The sequence below is a fragment of the Variovorax sp. BGA-UO-ETr-C22 genome (genome assembly GCF_059567965.1).
Genome location: NZ_JCAQPA010000011.1, coordinates 453,508 through 466,871, shown reverse-complemented (window position 1 = coordinate 466,871; position 13,364 = coordinate 453,508). Strand labels below are relative to the sequence as shown.

Annotated in this window: 15 protein-coding genes; 4 read left to right on the top strand and 11 right to left on the bottom strand. The window is 67.4% G+C overall.

Going from position 1 to position 13,364, the window contains the following annotated elements:
* Positions 1–70 precede the first annotated feature (70 nt).
* The 4 genes from AC57B8_RS22060 to sucC all read right to left on the bottom strand — a co-directional run bounded on the left by AC57B8_RS22060 (position 71) and on the right by sucC (position 3,780).
* On the bottom strand, positions 71–880 hold the full coding sequence (locus AC57B8_RS22060) for a Stp1/IreP family PP2C-type Ser/Thr phosphatase (protein ID WP_070063289.1): 810 nt from the start codon (positions 878–880) through the stop codon (positions 71–73).
* A 29-nt stretch (positions 881–909) separates the two neighbouring features.
* Positions 910–1,593, bottom strand: coding sequence for a TerC family protein (locus AC57B8_RS22055; protein WP_062475329.1), 684 nt, complete (start codon positions 1,591–1,593; stop codon positions 910–912).
* 116 nt (positions 1,594–1,709) lie between these two features.
* Complete coding sequence (gene sucD, locus AC57B8_RS22050) at positions 1,710–2,603, bottom strand: succinate--CoA ligase subunit alpha (protein ID WP_056575184.1); 894 nt, start codon at positions 2,601–2,603, stop codon at positions 1,710–1,712.
* Between the two features lie 10 nt (positions 2,604–2,613).
* Positions 2,614–3,780: an ADP-forming succinate--CoA ligase subunit beta gene (sucC, locus tag AC57B8_RS22045; protein ID WP_062475330.1), complete on the bottom strand. Its 1,167-nt coding sequence runs from the start codon at positions 3,778–3,780 to the stop codon at positions 2,614–2,616.
* Positions 3,781–3,987: 207 nt separating this feature from the next.
* On the opposite strand from sucC, the gene argC reads away from it, so the two are divergent.
* Positions 3,988–4,911 (top strand): N-acetyl-gamma-glutamyl-phosphate reductase, encoded by a 924-nt coding sequence (argC, locus tag AC57B8_RS22040; RefSeq protein ID WP_496480768.1) that lies wholly within the window; start codon positions 3,988–3,990, stop codon positions 4,909–4,911.
* Positions 4,912–4,972: 61 nt separating this feature from the next.
* Here argC and scpC read toward each other — a convergent pair whose 3' ends face one another.
* The 3 genes from scpC to AC57B8_RS22025 form a co-directional block, all read right to left on the bottom strand.
* Entirely contained in the window at positions 4,973–6,472 is a 1,500-nt protein-coding gene (gene scpC, locus AC57B8_RS22035; RefSeq protein ID WP_496480767.1) for a succinyl-CoA:acetate CoA-transferase ScpC, read from the bottom strand.
* 68 nt (positions 6,473–6,540) lie between these two features.
* Positions 6,541–7,491: a bestrophin family protein gene (locus tag AC57B8_RS22030; protein ID WP_095747313.1), complete on the bottom strand. Its 951-nt coding sequence runs from the start codon at positions 7,489–7,491 to the stop codon at positions 6,541–6,543.
* 133 nt (positions 7,492–7,624) lie between these two features.
* Positions 7,625–8,347 carry a hypothetical protein gene (locus AC57B8_RS22025; RefSeq protein WP_159274160.1) on the bottom strand — a complete coding sequence of 241 codons (723 nt, stop codon included), beginning with the start codon at positions 8,345–8,347 and terminating at the stop codon, positions 7,625–7,627.
* A 114-nt stretch (positions 8,348–8,461) separates the two neighbouring features.
* Here AC57B8_RS22025 and yiaA point away from each other — a divergent pair, with 114 nt between their 5' ends.
* Positions 8,462–8,902, top strand: coding sequence for an inner membrane protein YiaA (gene yiaA / locus AC57B8_RS22020; RefSeq protein ID WP_062482786.1), 441 nt, complete (start codon positions 8,462–8,464; stop codon positions 8,900–8,902).
* Between the two features lie 12 nt (positions 8,903–8,914).
* On the opposite strand, the gene AC57B8_RS22015 is transcribed toward yiaA, so the two are convergent.
* Genes AC57B8_RS22015 through recA form a run of 3 tightly spaced genes read right to left on the bottom strand, consistent with a single transcriptional unit; the run spans position 8,915 to position 10,970 of the window.
* Positions 8,915–9,358, bottom strand: coding sequence for a polyketide cyclase (locus tag AC57B8_RS22015; protein ID WP_095747316.1), 444 nt, complete (start codon positions 9,356–9,358; stop codon positions 8,915–8,917).
* On the bottom strand, positions 9,327–9,800 hold the full coding sequence (recX, locus tag AC57B8_RS22010) for a recombination regulator RecX (RefSeq protein ID WP_070063296.1): 474 nt from the start codon (positions 9,798–9,800) through the stop codon (positions 9,327–9,329). Before recX ends, AC57B8_RS22015 begins: the two co-directional genes overlap by 32 nt.
* 60 nt (positions 9,801–9,860) lie before the next feature.
* The gene (gene recA, locus AC57B8_RS22005; protein WP_062482792.1) at positions 9,861–10,970 is read right to left on the bottom strand and encodes a recombinase RecA; all 1,110 of its coding nucleotides are present in this window, start codon (positions 10,968–10,970) and stop codon (positions 9,861–9,863) included.
* A 146-nt stretch (positions 10,971–11,116) separates the two neighbouring features.
* Here recA and AC57B8_RS22000 point away from each other — a divergent pair, with 146 nt between their 5' ends.
* Both AC57B8_RS22000 and AC57B8_RS21995 read left to right on the top strand, forming a co-directional pair.
* The gene (locus AC57B8_RS22000; RefSeq protein WP_062482795.1) at positions 11,117–11,602 is read left to right on the top strand and encodes a MarR family winged helix-turn-helix transcriptional regulator; all 486 of its coding nucleotides are present in this window, start codon (positions 11,117–11,119) and stop codon (positions 11,600–11,602) included.
* 62 nt (positions 11,603–11,664) lie between these two features.
* On the top strand, positions 11,665–12,339 hold the full coding sequence (locus AC57B8_RS21995; RefSeq protein ID WP_056575150.1) for a response regulator transcription factor: 675 nt from the start codon (positions 11,665–11,667) through the stop codon (positions 12,337–12,339).
* 26 nt (positions 12,340–12,365) lie between these two features.
* On the opposite strand, the gene AC57B8_RS21990 is transcribed toward AC57B8_RS21995, so the two are convergent.
* On the bottom strand, positions 12,366–13,331 hold the full coding sequence (locus AC57B8_RS21990; protein ID WP_496480766.1) for a hypothetical protein: 966 nt from the start codon (positions 13,329–13,331) through the stop codon (positions 12,366–12,368).
* Between the last annotated feature and the right edge of the window lie 33 nt (positions 13,332–13,364).

Here is a 13,364-nt window from a genome sequence, read left to right as displayed (position 1 = left end):
CGATTACTCCCCGTTTGCAAAGATCCAGCACCGTCAGGCGGCGCAAACGGTCCGCCGCCTGGGTTGGCTGCTACATGGCCCCGCGGGTCGCTTCGCTGACGCCCGCCTTGGCCAGAACAACTGAAATGTTATCCCGTCCGCCATTGTCGTTTGAAATTGCAACCAAAAGTGAAGCCATCTCCTTCAGCCCGAGATCACGGCTCAAAAGCGTGAAAAGCTGCGCATCCGGCACCATCTCGCTGAGCCCGTCGGAGCACAGCATGTACAGGTCGCCCGGCCTGGCGCTGTGCTCGTGCATCTCCAGCAACACCTGGGCTTCCACGCCCACGGCCCGCGTCACGAGGTTGCGGGTGGGGGAGTTCAGGGCCTCTTCGGGCGTGATGGCGCCCGCGTCGAGTTGCTGCTGGCGCAGCGAATGGTCGCGCGTGAGCTGCTCCAGCTTGTTGTTGCGCAGGCGGTAGCAGCGCGAATCGCCGATGTGGCCGACGACCACGCGCTGGGGGCGGAACGCCGCCAGCACCAGGGTCGTGCCCATGCCTCGCAGTTCTTCGTGGGTGATGCCCGCCTGGAGGATGGCGCCGTTGGCCTCGTCGGTGGCCGCCTGCAGCGCACGCCGGACCACGCGGGCGGGCGCCTGCATGCCGGCCTGGGCGAACCAGCGGCCGAAGCTCGCGTGCATCAGCGAAATGGCCATGGCACTGGCCACCTCGCCGCCCTTGTAGCCGCCCATGCCGTCGGCCAGCAGCGCCAGGCCGAGGGCCGGGTCGACGTGCACAGCGTCTTCGTTGTGAGCGCGCAGGCGCCCGACATCGGTCAGCGCCGCAAACTCCCAGCTCAGCGCCGGTCGACTGGAGAAAAGGGAAACGCCAACACCTGCCATCGTTTGTCAGCGCTCGCTTTTTGAAGGGATCAGTGCGCAGCAGCGCGTGCGCGCCGTTGCAGGAAGCGGCCCAGGGCCACGACAAGCACCGCGCCGGCGATCGCGCCCACGTAGTGCATCCAGGGGTTGGCCGCCAGCGCCTCGTGCAGCGACACGTCGCTCACGATGGTCTCGCCGCCGACCCAGCCGATCAGCGCGGCGCCCAGCATGACGATGATCGGGAAGCGTTCCATGAGCTTGATCATGAGCGTGCTGCCGAAAATCACCAAGGGGATGCTGATGGCCAGGCCCAACACCAGCAGCACCATGCTGCCTTGCGCGGCGGCCGCCACGGCGATCACGTTGTCCAGGCTCATCACCAGGTCGGCCAGCAGGATGGTCCGCACGGCCGCGAACATGCTGCCGTATTCCTTGGACTCGCCGTCGCCTTCGTCTTCCTCGCTGAGCAACTGCAGGCCGATCCACAGCAGCAGGGCGCCGCCGATGATCTGCAGGTAGGGCAGCGCCAACAGCTTGGCCGCCACCACCGTCAGCACGATGCGCAGCACCACGGCCGCGCCCGAGCCGAACAGCACGGCCTTTTTCTGTTGCGCGGGCGGCAGCGATCGCGCCGCCATGGCGATCACGACGGCGTTGTCGCCCGAGAGGATGATGTTGATCCAGACGATCTTGATCAGACCGATCCAGAAGTCCGTGCTTTGAAGAAGTTCCATGTCTCTGATTCCACTGTGTTGTAGTTAAAAAAGCGCCCGCAACTCAATGCGGGCGCTTTTTCATTTCTGCGTGGTAATGCGAGCGGCGGGAATGCCGCCAGCGGTGCGTGTGCTTTTTACAGCTTGCCCTTGAGCAGCTTGGCCAGCTCCGAGAAGTTGCGCGTCACGGTGAAGCCGCACTCTTCCATGATGGCGAGCTTGGCTTCGGCCGTGTCGGCGCCGCCCGAGATCAGCGCGCCGGCGTGGCCCATGCGCTTGCCGGGAGGGGCGGTGACACCGGCGATGAAGCCGACGACCGGCTTCTTCATGTTGTCCTTGCACCAGCGGGCTGCGTCAGCCTCGTCGGGGCCGCCGATTTCGCCGATCATGATGACGGCGTCGGTGTCCGGATCGTCATTGAAGGCCTTCATCACGTCGATGTGCTTCAGGCCGTTGATCGGGTCGCCGCCGATGCCGACTGCCGACGATTGGCCCAGGCCGATTTCCGTCAGTTGAGCCACGGCTTCGTACGTCAGCGTGCCCGAACGCGAAACCACGCCGATGCGGCCCTTGCGGTGGATGTGGCCGGGCATGATGCCGATCTTGATTTCGTCGGGCGTGATCAGGCCGGGGCAGTTCGGGCCCAGCAGCAGGGTCTTCTTGCCGCCGGCGGCTTCCTTGGCCTTCATCTTGTTGCGCACTTCGAGCATGTCCCGAACCGGAATGCCTTCGGTGATGCAGATCGCCATGTCCAGGTCGGCTTCGACAGCTTCCCAGATGGCGGCCGCGGCGCCTGCCGGCGGCACGTAGATCACCGACACGGTGGCGCCGGTCTGCGTGGCGGCTTCCTTCACCGAACCGAAGATCGGGATGTTGAAGATCGACTCGCCGGCCTTCTTCGGGTTCACGCCGGCCACGAAGGCGTTCTTGCCGTTCGCGTATTCCTGGCACTTCTCGGTGTGGAACTGACCGGTCTTGCCGGTGATGCCTTGCGTGATGACTTTGGTGTCTTTGTTGATGTAGATCGACATGACTTGTTCCTTAGGCCTTCTTGACTGCTGCCACGACCTTCTGGGCCGCGTCCGCCATGGTGTCGGCGCTGATGATCGGCAGGCCCGACTCGGCCAGCAGCTTCTTGCCTTCGACTTCGTTGGTGCCCTTCATGCGCACGACCAGCGGCACTTGCAGGTTCACGGCCTTGCAGGCTGCGATCACGCCGGTGGCGATGGTGTCGCACTTCATGATGCCGCCGAAGATGTTCACGAGGATGGCTTCCACGTTCTTGTTCTTCAGCATGATCTTGAAGGCTTCCGTGACCTTCTCGGGGGTGGCACCGCCGCCCACGTCCAGGAAGTTGGCCGGCTCGCCGCCGAACAGCTTGATGGTGTCCATGGTGGCCATGGCCAGGCCGGCGCCGTTCACCAGGCAGCCGATGTTGCCGTCCAGCGAGATGTAGGCGAGGTCGAACTTCGAGGCTTCGACTTCGGCCGCGTCTTCTTCGTCCAGGTCGCGCAGGGCCACGATTTCGGGGTGGCGGAACAGCGCGTTGCTGTCGAAGTTGAACTTGGCGTCCAGGGCGACGACGTTGCCCTTGCTGTCACGGTTGAGCGGGTTGATCTCGACCAGCGAGGCGTCCGTCTCCATGTAGCAGGTGTAGAGCTTCTTCAGGATGTCGACCGTTTGCGCGGTCGAATCGGCCGGCATGCCGATGCCGTCGGCGATTTCCTTGGCTTGCGCGTCGGTCAGGCCGTCCTTGGGGTCGGCGTAGACCGTGATGATCTTCTCGGGAGTGGAATGGGCCACTTCCTCGATGTCCATGCCGCCTTCGCTCGAAGCGATGAACGCCACCTTCTGGGTGGCGCGGTCGGTCACGGCCGAAATGTAGTATTCCTTGTTGATGTCGGCGCCGTCTTCGATGTAGAGGCGACGCACCTTCTGGCCTTCAGGGCCGGTCTGGTGGGTCTTGAGCTGCATGCCGAGGATCTCGCCAGCCAGCTTCTTGACGTCTTCGATCGACTTGGCGACCTTGACGCCGCCGCCCTTGCCGCGGCCACCCGCGTGGATCTGGGCCTTGACGACCCAGACCGGGCCTCCAAGCTTCTGGGCGGCCTCGACCGCCTCCTGAACCGTATAGGCCGGGATGCCGCGCGGCACCGGCACGCCGAACTTGGCAAGGATTTCCTTGCCTTGGTACTCGTGAATCTTCATGAGGGATGTCTCTCGGAAGGAGGAGGTTGAGAACGGGAGATCGGGAGTGAGACTGTTGTTTCTGCTCTGTTGTTCGCGGGCGACGGCAGCCTGACGGCTGGGGGCGGCGAACAACCGCGGACTGTATCATGGTGCGCCGCACCAATACTTGATGCGCGGTTGCGGTCAATACGTACTTTCTTCTAGCCACCCTACGCATACTCCGATATGGCCAAGGTTTTCATCGACGGCGAAGCCGGCACCACCGGCCTGCAAATTCGCGAGCGGCTGCAGACGATGCCGCAGATCGAGCTCGTGAGCATCGCGCCCGAGCTGCGCAAGGACGTGACCGCCAAGCGCGAGCTCATGGCCGGCGTCGACCTCGTGGTGCTGTGCCTGCACGACGACGCGGCACGCGAGTCGGTCGCGCTGATCGACCAGCTCCCGGGCAAGAAGCCCAAGATCATCGACGCCTCGACCGCCCACCGCATCGCGCCGGGCTGGGTCTTCGGCTTCCCCGAACTCGTCGAAGGCCACTGGCAGGCCGTGGCCCAGGCCGACCGCGTCGGCAACCCCGGCTGCTACGCCACCGGCGCGATCGCCATGGTGCGTCCGCTGGTCGACGCGGGCCTGCTGCCGGCCGACTTCCCGGTGTCGCTGCCTTCGGTGAGCGGCTACTCCGGCGGCGGCCGGACCATGATCGAGGACTACGAGGGCGGCAAGGCGCCGCTGTTCGAGACCTACGCGCTAGGCCTGAAGCACAAGCACATCCCCGAAATCATGACCTACACCGGCCTCACGCGCCGCCCGGTCTTCATTCCGTCGGTGGGCAACTTCAAGCAGGGCATGCTGGTGCAGTTGCCGCTGCACCTGGACCTGCTGCCCGGCAAGCCCAAGGCCGGCGACCTGCAGGACGCCCTGGCCGCGCACTATGCCAAGAGCAACACGCCCGAACAGTTCGTGAAGGTGCTGCCGCCGACCGACGACGGCAAGCTCGACGCGCTGGCGCTCAACGACACCAACCAACTCGAGATCCGCGTGTTCCCGAACGAGGACCATCGCCACGCCGTGGTGATCGCGCGCCTGGACAACCTGGGCAAGGGCGCCAGCGGCGCCGCGGTGCAGAACCTCAAGCTGATGCTGGCGCTCTGAGCCCCCGCTTCAAGCGCTGATAAGAGAAAGGCCGGCCCGCAAGGACCGGCCTTTTTTGCTTTCAGTCGGGCCGCATCGTGCCCGTGTCGCGGTAGCGCACGTGCCATGAAAACGCCTCTTCGAGCCGGTGCGGCGTGTGGCCGCCGCAGGTCGCCACAGCACGCGTGTAGTAATCCTGCAGCATCGCGCGGTACGGCTCGGCCGCGCAGTTGGCGATGATCGCCGCCGCCCGCTCGCGCGGTGCCAGCCCGCGCAGGTCGGCCAGGCCCACCTCGGTGACCAGGATGTCGACGTCCTGCGGCGCATGGTCGACGTGCGACACCATCGGCACGATGCTCGACACCGCGCCCTGCTTGGCGACCGACTTGGTCGCGAAGATCGACAGGTAGGCGTTGCGCGCGAAGTCGCCCGAACCGCCGATGCCGTTCATCATGTGCGTGCCCAGCACGTGGGTCGAGTTGACGTTGCCGTAGATGTCGGCTTCCAGCGCCGTGTTCAGCGCGATGATGCCCAGGCGCCGGATGATCTCCGGGTGGTTGCTCACCTCCTGCGGCCGCAGCACCAGCCGGTCCTTGTAGCGCTCCAGGTCGCCGAACACCTGCCGCGCCTTCGCGGGCGACAGCGTGATCGACGAGCCCGAGGCGAAGTCCAGCTTGCCGGCGTCGAACAGGTCGAAGGTCGAGTCCTGCAGCACCTCCGAATACATCGTGAGGTGCTCGAACGGCCCCGTGCCCAGCCCCGACATCACCGCGTTGGCGACCGTGCCGATGCCCGCCTGCAGCGGCAGCAGCCGCTCGGTGAGCCGGCCCTGCGCCACCTCGCGCTCGAAGAAGGCCACCAGGTGCGCCGCGATGGCCGCGGTCTCGGCGTCCGCCGGCAGCACGGTGGAGGTGCTGTCGGCCTTGTCGGTGATGACGATGCCCAGGATCTTCTCGGGCGGGATCTCGATCGCGCTGGTGCCGATGCGGTCGTGCGGCGCCACCAGCGGCATCGGCTCGCGCTGCGGGCGGTGCTTGGGAATGAAGATGTCGTGCAGCCCTTCGAGCGCGGTCGACTGCGAGGTGTTGATCTCGACGATCACCTTGTCGGCCAGGATCGCGAAGCTCGCGCTGTTGCCGATCGAGGTGCTCGGCACCAGCGCGCCGGTCTCGGTGATGGCCACCGCCTCGATGATCGCGATGTCGATCGGCGGAATCTGCCGCGTGCGCAGCATCTCGACCGTTTCCGACAGGTGGTGGTCGATGAACATCACCTCGCCGCGGTTGATCGCCTGGCGCAGCACGGTGTCGACCTGGAACGGCATGCGCCGGCTGATGGCGCCGGCCTCGGTCAGCTGGCGGTCCACGTCGCCGCCCAGCGAGGCGCCGGTCATCAGCGTGATCTTCATCGGCGCGCGGCGCGCGCGGGCCGCGAGCGCCAGCGGCACGGCCTTGGCGTCGCCGGCGCGCGTGAACCCGCTCATGCCGACCACCATGCCGTCGCGGATCCATTCGGCGGCGGCCTCGGCGGTGGTGATCCTGCTGCGCAGGGCGGGCAGGCGGATGCGGTCTTCGTGCGGCATGGGGGACAAAACGTCTTTCTTTCGTCAGGCAGGAAAAAGAAAAGCCGGCACCACGCGCGCGGCGGGTGTCAGCGCAGGAAGTAGTCGACCGGCACCAGCGGCGCCGGCGCCGGGGCGCCCACCGACTGGCACAGGTCGATCTCGAGCGTGCGGCACAGGGCCTCGAGCGGCAGGTCGTTCGACTCGGTGCCGAAGGGCTCCTCGATCTCGTCGCCGAGCGCGTCCAGACCGAAGAAGGTGTAGGCCACGATCAGCACCACCACCGGCGTCATGAACCCGACCGAGTCCACCAGCCCGAAGGGCAGCAGGTAGCAATACAGGTACGCCGTGCGGTGCAGCAGCAGGGTGTACGAGAAGGGAATGGGCGTGCTGAGGATGCGCTCGCACGATGCAGCCGCCGCGCTCAGCGCCGACAGCGTGCCGTCGACGCCCGCCGCCAGCGCCGGGTCGATGCGTCGCGCGCGCAGCGCTTCGCGCAGGTCGGCGCCCATGTGCATCAGCAGCGCATGCGGCCGGTTGGCGACCTGCGTGAGGCCCTGCCACTCCGCTTCGCGCAGGAAGGGTTGGGTGTCGCTGGCGGCGTCGGTGCCGCGCAGCTGGTGGCGCAGCGCATGGGCGAAGGCCGCGGCGCGCAAGGTCATGCGCACGCGCAGGTCGTCCAGGCGGCGGACGGTGTCGGCGCCGGCGTTCACCGGCGCATCGCCGTCGATGAGGCTCTGGCACTGGCGCGCCAGGTTGCGCGAGCGCAGGATCACCTCGCCCCAGAGCTTGCGCGCTTCCCAGAAGCGGTCGTAGGCCGCGGTGTTGCGAAAGCCCAGGAAGATCGCCAGCGGCAGGCCGAGCAGCGCGAAGGGCACGGTGCCGAGCGGAATCTTGATCGAGCCGAAGCGCCCGTGCAGCACCGTGACGACGATGGCCACGATCACGTTGAGCGTCAGCGCCGCGGCGATGCGCGGCAGGACGGAGCCCCGCCAGGACAGAAACAGCTTGAGCCCGGACGGGCGTTTCCGGACGATCATGAAAGCGGGGGGCAGGGGAGACAGGCAGGCATGGAGGCCGCGCACACCGCAAGGCCCGCGCGGGCGCTGATTGTCGCCGAGGCGTCAGCGCCGCAGCAGCTGCACGCCTCAAGACCAACGAAGACGGTCGGGCTCAGCGCACGAGCCACAGCCCCACGCCCAGCAGGACCGCCTGCGCGGCCAGCGCGATGTAGAAGAGCTTGCGCGAGGGCGTCGCCATCTCCTGCAGCACCTCGTGGATGCGGCGCGTGAGCAGGGCGCGCAACGCGGGGTCTTCGCCCGTCGCCGGCGTCGTCGCACCGTGCGCGGCACGCTCCTGCTGCCACTCGGCCAGCATGTCGCTCAGGGGCAGGCGGCCCAGCACGAAGCCGACCACCGCGCGCACGGCCCGGCCTTCGCCTAGCACCGGCGCGAGCTGCTGGCACAGGGCGTCGGGCGAGAGCCAGTCGGCCACGCGCTGCAGGCCGCCGTGCGTGCGCGGCATGGCTTCGATGCGGCCCGCGATGGCGTCACCCAGGCGCTGCGACACGGCCTCGCCGCGCGCCGCGACCAGGTGCTGCATCGCGCGGGCGCGGCCCCGCTGCACGCCGAGCAGGAAGTACACGCCGACGAACAAAGACAGCAGCACGGCCACCAGCAACGGCGGCGACATGATCAGCGCCAGGATGGCGCCCGCGCCACCGGCGCGCGCCGCCGGGATGCCCGGGCCCTGCAGCTGGCTCAGGTAGTAGAAGAACACGCCGCCGCCGAGAAACAGGCCGATCAACGCGCCCTTGATGGCCGAGCCGGCGAAGGCGAAGCCGGCCTTGGCGCCGGTGCGAACGAGAGACTGCGGGTGGGCGGGCGGCGACGACATGAAGGGTTCCTCCGGTTTTTTTGAAAAGCCGCCTCCTGCGAGGCCGGTCGCTGGCGATCATGCCACCGCCTTCCCGCACCATAATCGCGCCACACAACAACGAGGAGGATCGTCATGGGAACCGTCAAGTTTCAGAAACCGACCGGCGCATTCGTCGCCGCATCCTGGGCCGCGCTGATCATCGGCGCCATCGTGTACCTGCTCGGGCTGTGGAATGCCGCGATGCAGCTCAACGAGAAGGGCTACTACTTCACCATCCTCATGTACGGCCTGTTCTCGGCCGTGTCGCTGCAAAAGACGGTGCGCGACCGGCTCGAGGGCATCTCGGTCACCGGCATCTACTTCGGCCTGTGCTGGGTCTCGCTGCTGCTGTCGGTGGGCCTGCTGGCCGTGGGCCTGTTCAACGCCTCGCTGGCCGCGAGCGAGAAGGGCTTCTACGCCATGGCCTTCCTGCTGAGCCTGTTCGGCGCGGTGGCGGTGCAGAAGAATGTGCGCGACATCGCCGCGTACAAGGCCGAGAACCCGCTGGCCGACGACGTCACGGCCACCGAGTAAGCCAGGCCGGGCTCAGCCCGCCTCGAGCAGGCGGCGCAGGGCCTGCAGGTCGCGCGCGATCCATCCGGCATCGCGCGCAAAGGCCGCATCGTCCATGTGCGGCTGGCGCAGCAGCGTGAACTGCAGCTCGCACACGCCGGGCGCCACGCCGATCACGCGAAACGGCAGGTAGACCTCGGGCACGCCTTCGGGCGCCACCCAGTGGTCGAGCACGCCCAGGTCGTTGGGCGGCGCAAAGCGCATGCGGGCCTCGCCGCTTTCGGGCGTGCGCACGATCCAGTGGTCGCCGTGCGGCACCAGCGCGCTCTTCGCGAGGCCGCTGGCCCAGTCGGGCAGCCGCTTCGGGTCGGACGCGAGCGCATAGGCGTCGCGCCATTCGCAGTGCACGCGCTGGGTGATGACGCGGGACAGGGCCGCGTCGCCTTCATTCGCCGTTGGGGTCGTCGCTTGGGTCATCGAAGTCGCTCCTGAGCACCTTGGACACGACGGCGCCCGAGAAACCGCGCGCCATCAGGAATCGCATCTGTTTCGCGCGCTCCTTCGCATCGGCGGGTGGCGCGTCGAAGCGGCGGCGCCACAGGGCCGTGGCGCGCTCGACTTCGGTCTCCTGCAAGCCGGCCACCGCCTGCGCGATGGCTTCGGGCGCGATGCCCTTGGCCTGCAGCTCCTGCTTCACGCGCAGCGCGCCCGAGCGGGCGGCGCGCTGGTGCAGCACCGAGGCGACCACGCGCGGCTCGCTGATGAAGTCCTTGGCGGCCAGCTCGTCGAGCGCCTGGGCCAGCGTGCCGGGCTCTTCCTCGTGCTTGGCCAGCTTGCGCTCCAGCTCCGCGCGCGAATGCTCGCGCTGGCTCAGGAGGCGCAGGGCGCGGCCTTTGAGGGAGGGGGCGCTGAAGGCCATTCGGGGGTGGTGGGTCGCTCACGCGGCCCACGCATTGCGCGAAGGCCGCCTATCTCGAACTTACTCCGCCGCCTTGTCGGCCTTCGATGCCTTGGCGGGCTTCTCGGCCTTCTCGGGTTCGCTGCCGGCATCGGCCGCGAGCAGCGGAATGCCCAGCGACTCGCGCACCTTGTTCTCGATCTCGCGCGACAGGTCGGGGTTCTCGCGCAGGAACTCGCGGGCGTTGTCACGGCCCTGGCCGATCTTCTCGCCGTTGTAGGCGTACCAGGCGCCCGACTTGTCGATGATCTTGGCGTTCACGCCCATGTCGATGATCTCGCCCTCGCGGCTGATGCCTTCGCCGAACAGGATGTCGAACTCGGCCGTCTTGAACGGAGGGCTGACCTTGTTCTTCACCACCTTCACCTTGGTTTCGTTGCCGATGGCCTCGTCGCCCTTCTTGATGGTGCCGATGCGGCGGATGTCCAGGCGCACCGAGGCGTAGAACTTCAGCGCATTGCCGCCGGTGGTGGTTTCGGGCGAGCCGAACATCACGCCGATCTTCATGCGGATCTGGTTGATGAAGATGACCATGCAGTTGGTCTTCTTGATCGTGGCCGTGAGCTTGCGCAGCGCCTGGCTCATCAGGCGGGCCTGCAGGCCGGGCAGCGAGTCGCCCATTTCGCCTTCGATTTCGGCCTTGGGCGTGAGCGCGGCCACCGAGTCGACCACGATCAGGTCGACGGCGCCCGAGCGCACCAGCGAGTCGACGATTTCGAGTGCCTGCTCGCCGGTGTCGGGCTGGCTGATCAGCAGGTCGGACAGGTTCACGCCGAGCTTCTGGGCGTACTGCACGTCGAGTGCGTGCTCGGCGTCGACGAAGGCGCAGGTGCCGGCCTGCTTCTGCATGGAGGCGATCACCTGCAGCGTGAGCGTGGTCTTGCCCGAGGATTCCGGGCCGTAGATTTCAACGACGCGGCCACGGGGCAGGCCGCCGACGCCCAGGGCGATGTCCAGGCCCAGCGAGCCGGTGGAGACCACCTGGATGTCTTCGAGCGCCTCGCCTTCGCCGAGCCGCATGATCGTGCCCTTGCCGAACTGCTTTTCGATCTGGGCCAGCGCGGCCTGCAGGGCCTTGGCCTTTTCACTGTTGGCGACCGAGATGCTTGCGCCCTTGACGACTGCGTCCATGTGGAAATCTCCTTGAATATCAACGGTTTGTGTCGGGGTTCATCCATCTGCTTTTAACCACAGGCTGGATGCTTGAACAGTAGTGTAGGGGCTCGTGGCGTTTCGCAAACCCACTTTAAAGTCAGTTTGCCTTACCATCTGAGGCCATGGCCGACCCCGCCTTTCCCACCGATCCCGACGCCTGGCGCCAGACCCATCTGGGCCGCCTGCTGGGCCATGCGATGCGCCGTTTCGACGAGCGCGTGCTGGCGCTCATGGCGCACGACATCGACGTGCCGCTGGCGCTGTCGAACCTCGCGGCGCGCGCGCAGGTGAGCGCGGCGCACATCCACATCACGCGGCACCTGGCGCGCGAGGGCTCGCGCCTGACTGAACTGGCCGAGCGCGCCGGCATGACCAAGCAGGCCATGGGCACGCTGGTCGACCAGTGCGAGGCCTGGGGGCTGGTCACGCGCGGCCCCGACCCGCTCGATGCGCGCGCGCGGCGCGTGCTGTTCACGGCCGACGGGCTGGCCTGGCTGGACGCCTTCCGCCGCGCCGTGACGCAGACCGAGCGCGAGTTCCGCGCCAGCGTGGGCGACGAGATCGCCACCGTGGTAACCATCGGACTCGAAGCCTATACAGCGGGCTAGACTCGCGTTGAGACAAATGTGAACTGCGCCGGCATGGCGCCTGAATCCGCCGGAGGTGGCTCATGCGAATACTGATTGCCGAAGACGACCAGGTGCTGGCCGATGCCCTGCTGCGCAGCCTGCGCACCTCGGGCGCGGCGGTCGATCACGTGGCCAACGGCTCGCAGGCGGACACCGCGCTCATGACCCACAGCGAGTTCGACCTGCTGATCCTCGACCTCGGGCTGCCCAGCCTGCACGGCATCGAGATCCTCAAGCGCCTGCGCGCGCGCGGCTCGCAGCTGCCGGTGCTGGTGCTCACGGCGGCCGACAGCGTGGAAGAGCGCGTCAAGGGCCTGGACCACGGCGCCGACGACTACATGGCCAAGCCCTTCAGCCTGCAGGAGCTCGAGGCGCGCGTGCGCGCCCTCACGCGGCGCGGCATGGGCGCCACCAGCAACGCGATCCGCCACGGCCCGCTGGTCTACGACCAGGCCGGCCGCGTGGCGACCATCGACGGCAAGATGATCGAGCTGTCGGCGCGCGAACTGGGCCTGCTCGAGGTGCTGCTGCAGCGCGCCGGCCGGCTGGTCAGCAAGGACCAGCTGGTGGACCGGCTGTGCGAATGGGGCGAAGAGGTGAGCATCAACGCCATCGAGGTCTACATCCATCGCCTGCGCAAGAAGATCGAGAAGGGACCGGTGCGCATCGCGACGGTGCGCGGGCTGGGCTACTGCCTCGAGAAGATTCCCGGTTGAGCGTGCCCCGCCCGCGCAGAACGCCCTCAGGGCTGCTTGCGCAGATTGACGAGCAGCGTGGCGCCGGTGTTCGAACGGATCAGGAACATGAGGCTGCGGAAGTAGCCGTTGCTGTCGTACACGCCCGCCGGCACCAGCCCGATGATGGCCGGCCCGGCATAGCTGCCGGTGGCGGCGGGGGTGAGCTTGCAGTCGTTGGTGCTGGCCGTGGCGGCATTCACGGCCTTCAGCGTGAGGCTGTACATGTTCTTGGCCGAGCCGGGCTGCGCCAGGGCGACAGTACCCGAGAGCGTGCACTGGCCGATCTGCACGCCGCTCGTGCTGCCAGTGAACACGCCCTGGCCGTCGACCTGCACCGTCACGCCCAGGCTCGGGCTGCTGTCGGTGTTGGACCACGTGCCGGTCATGCTCGCCTGCGACACCGCCAGCGCGTTCTCGATCGTGTAGGCCAGCGGGCCGACATCGGACGGCCTGCGGTTGTCGTAGGCGTAGGTGCCATCCACCGACTTCTTCGGCGCGAAGGTTCCCGAGCCCGTCACCGGATATGCGTTGGGCGGAACATACAACTCGGTGTCCAGGTTGAACGACCAGTCGAGCCCCGTGACCTTCAGCGAACCCCACATCGTGCCCCCGAGGAAGCTGCCCGCCAACGAACCGTTGGTGCCGACGAAGGCAATGCCTCGCACGCCCGCGTAGATGCCTTCGCTGTCGTTGCCCACCGCGGCGGTGGAGCCGGGCTGCGGCGCACTCAGCGAGGGCGACGGCTCGGAGCCCGGCACAGCGGCACGGTTCTCGGCCGGTGCGGGCGCGGGCGCCGGGGCCGGGGAGGGCGCAGGGGCGGGCGCCGGAACCGGTGCGATCGGCAGCATCGGCATGCCACCGCCGCCTCCGCCACCTCCACCGCCGCATGCGGTGACACCCACGCTGGCGGCCAACACGGTCGCGGCCATCCAGAGCGGCTTGGGGCAGCCGCCCACTGTCTTTTGCTTCATGATTTCTTCCCTGATGTTTTTGAATTGCAGAAA

Excerpts from the sequence above, each read along its gene's own strand:
- AC57B8_RS22060 (WP_070063289.1), bottom strand. The coding sequence starts at position 880 with ATGGCAGGTGTTGGCGTTTCCCTTTTCTCCAGTCGACCGGCGCTGAGC.
- AC57B8_RS22055 (WP_062475329.1), bottom strand. The coding sequence starts at position 1,593 with ATGGAACTTCTTCAAAGCACGGACTTCTGGATCGGTCTGATCAAGATC.
- sucD (WP_056575184.1), bottom strand. The coding sequence starts at position 2,603 with ATGTCGATCTACATCAACAAAGACACCAAAGTCATCACGCAAGGCATC.
- sucC (WP_062475330.1), bottom strand. The coding sequence starts at position 3,780 with ATGAAGATTCACGAGTACCAAGGCAAGGAAATCCTTGCCAAGTTCGGC.
- argC (WP_496480768.1), top strand. The coding sequence starts at position 3,988 with ATGGCCAAGGTTTTCATCGACGGCGAAGCCGGCACCACCGGCCTGCAA.
- scpC (WP_496480767.1), bottom strand. The coding sequence starts at position 6,472 with ATGCCGCACGAAGACCGCATCCGCCTGCCCGCCCTGCGCAGCAGGATC.
- AC57B8_RS22030 (WP_095747313.1), bottom strand. The coding sequence starts at position 7,491 with ATGATCGTCCGGAAACGCCCGTCCGGGCTCAAGCTGTTTCTGTCCTGG.
- AC57B8_RS22025 (WP_159274160.1), bottom strand. The coding sequence starts at position 8,347 with ATGTCGTCGCCGCCCGCCCACCCGCAGTCTCTCGTTCGCACCGGCGCC.
- yiaA (WP_062482786.1), top strand. The coding sequence starts at position 8,462 with ATGGGAACCGTCAAGTTTCAGAAACCGACCGGCGCATTCGTCGCCGCA.
- AC57B8_RS22015 (WP_095747316.1), bottom strand. The coding sequence starts at position 9,358 with ATGACCCAAGCGACGACCCCAACGGCGAATGAAGGCGACGCGGCCCTG.
- recX (WP_070063296.1), bottom strand. The coding sequence starts at position 9,800 with ATGGCCTTCAGCGCCCCCTCCCTCAAAGGCCGCGCCCTGCGCCTCCTG.
- recA (WP_062482792.1), bottom strand. The coding sequence starts at position 10,970 with ATGGACGCAGTCGTCAAGGGCGCAAGCATCTCGGTCGCCAACAGTGAA.
- AC57B8_RS22000 (WP_062482795.1), top strand. The coding sequence starts at position 11,117 with ATGGCCGACCCCGCCTTTCCCACCGATCCCGACGCCTGGCGCCAGACC.
- AC57B8_RS21995 (WP_056575150.1), top strand. The coding sequence starts at position 11,665 with ATGCGAATACTGATTGCCGAAGACGACCAGGTGCTGGCCGATGCCCTG.
- AC57B8_RS21990 (WP_496480766.1), bottom strand. The coding sequence starts at position 13,331 with ATGAAGCAAAAGACAGTGGGCGGCTGCCCCAAGCCGCTCTGGATGGCC.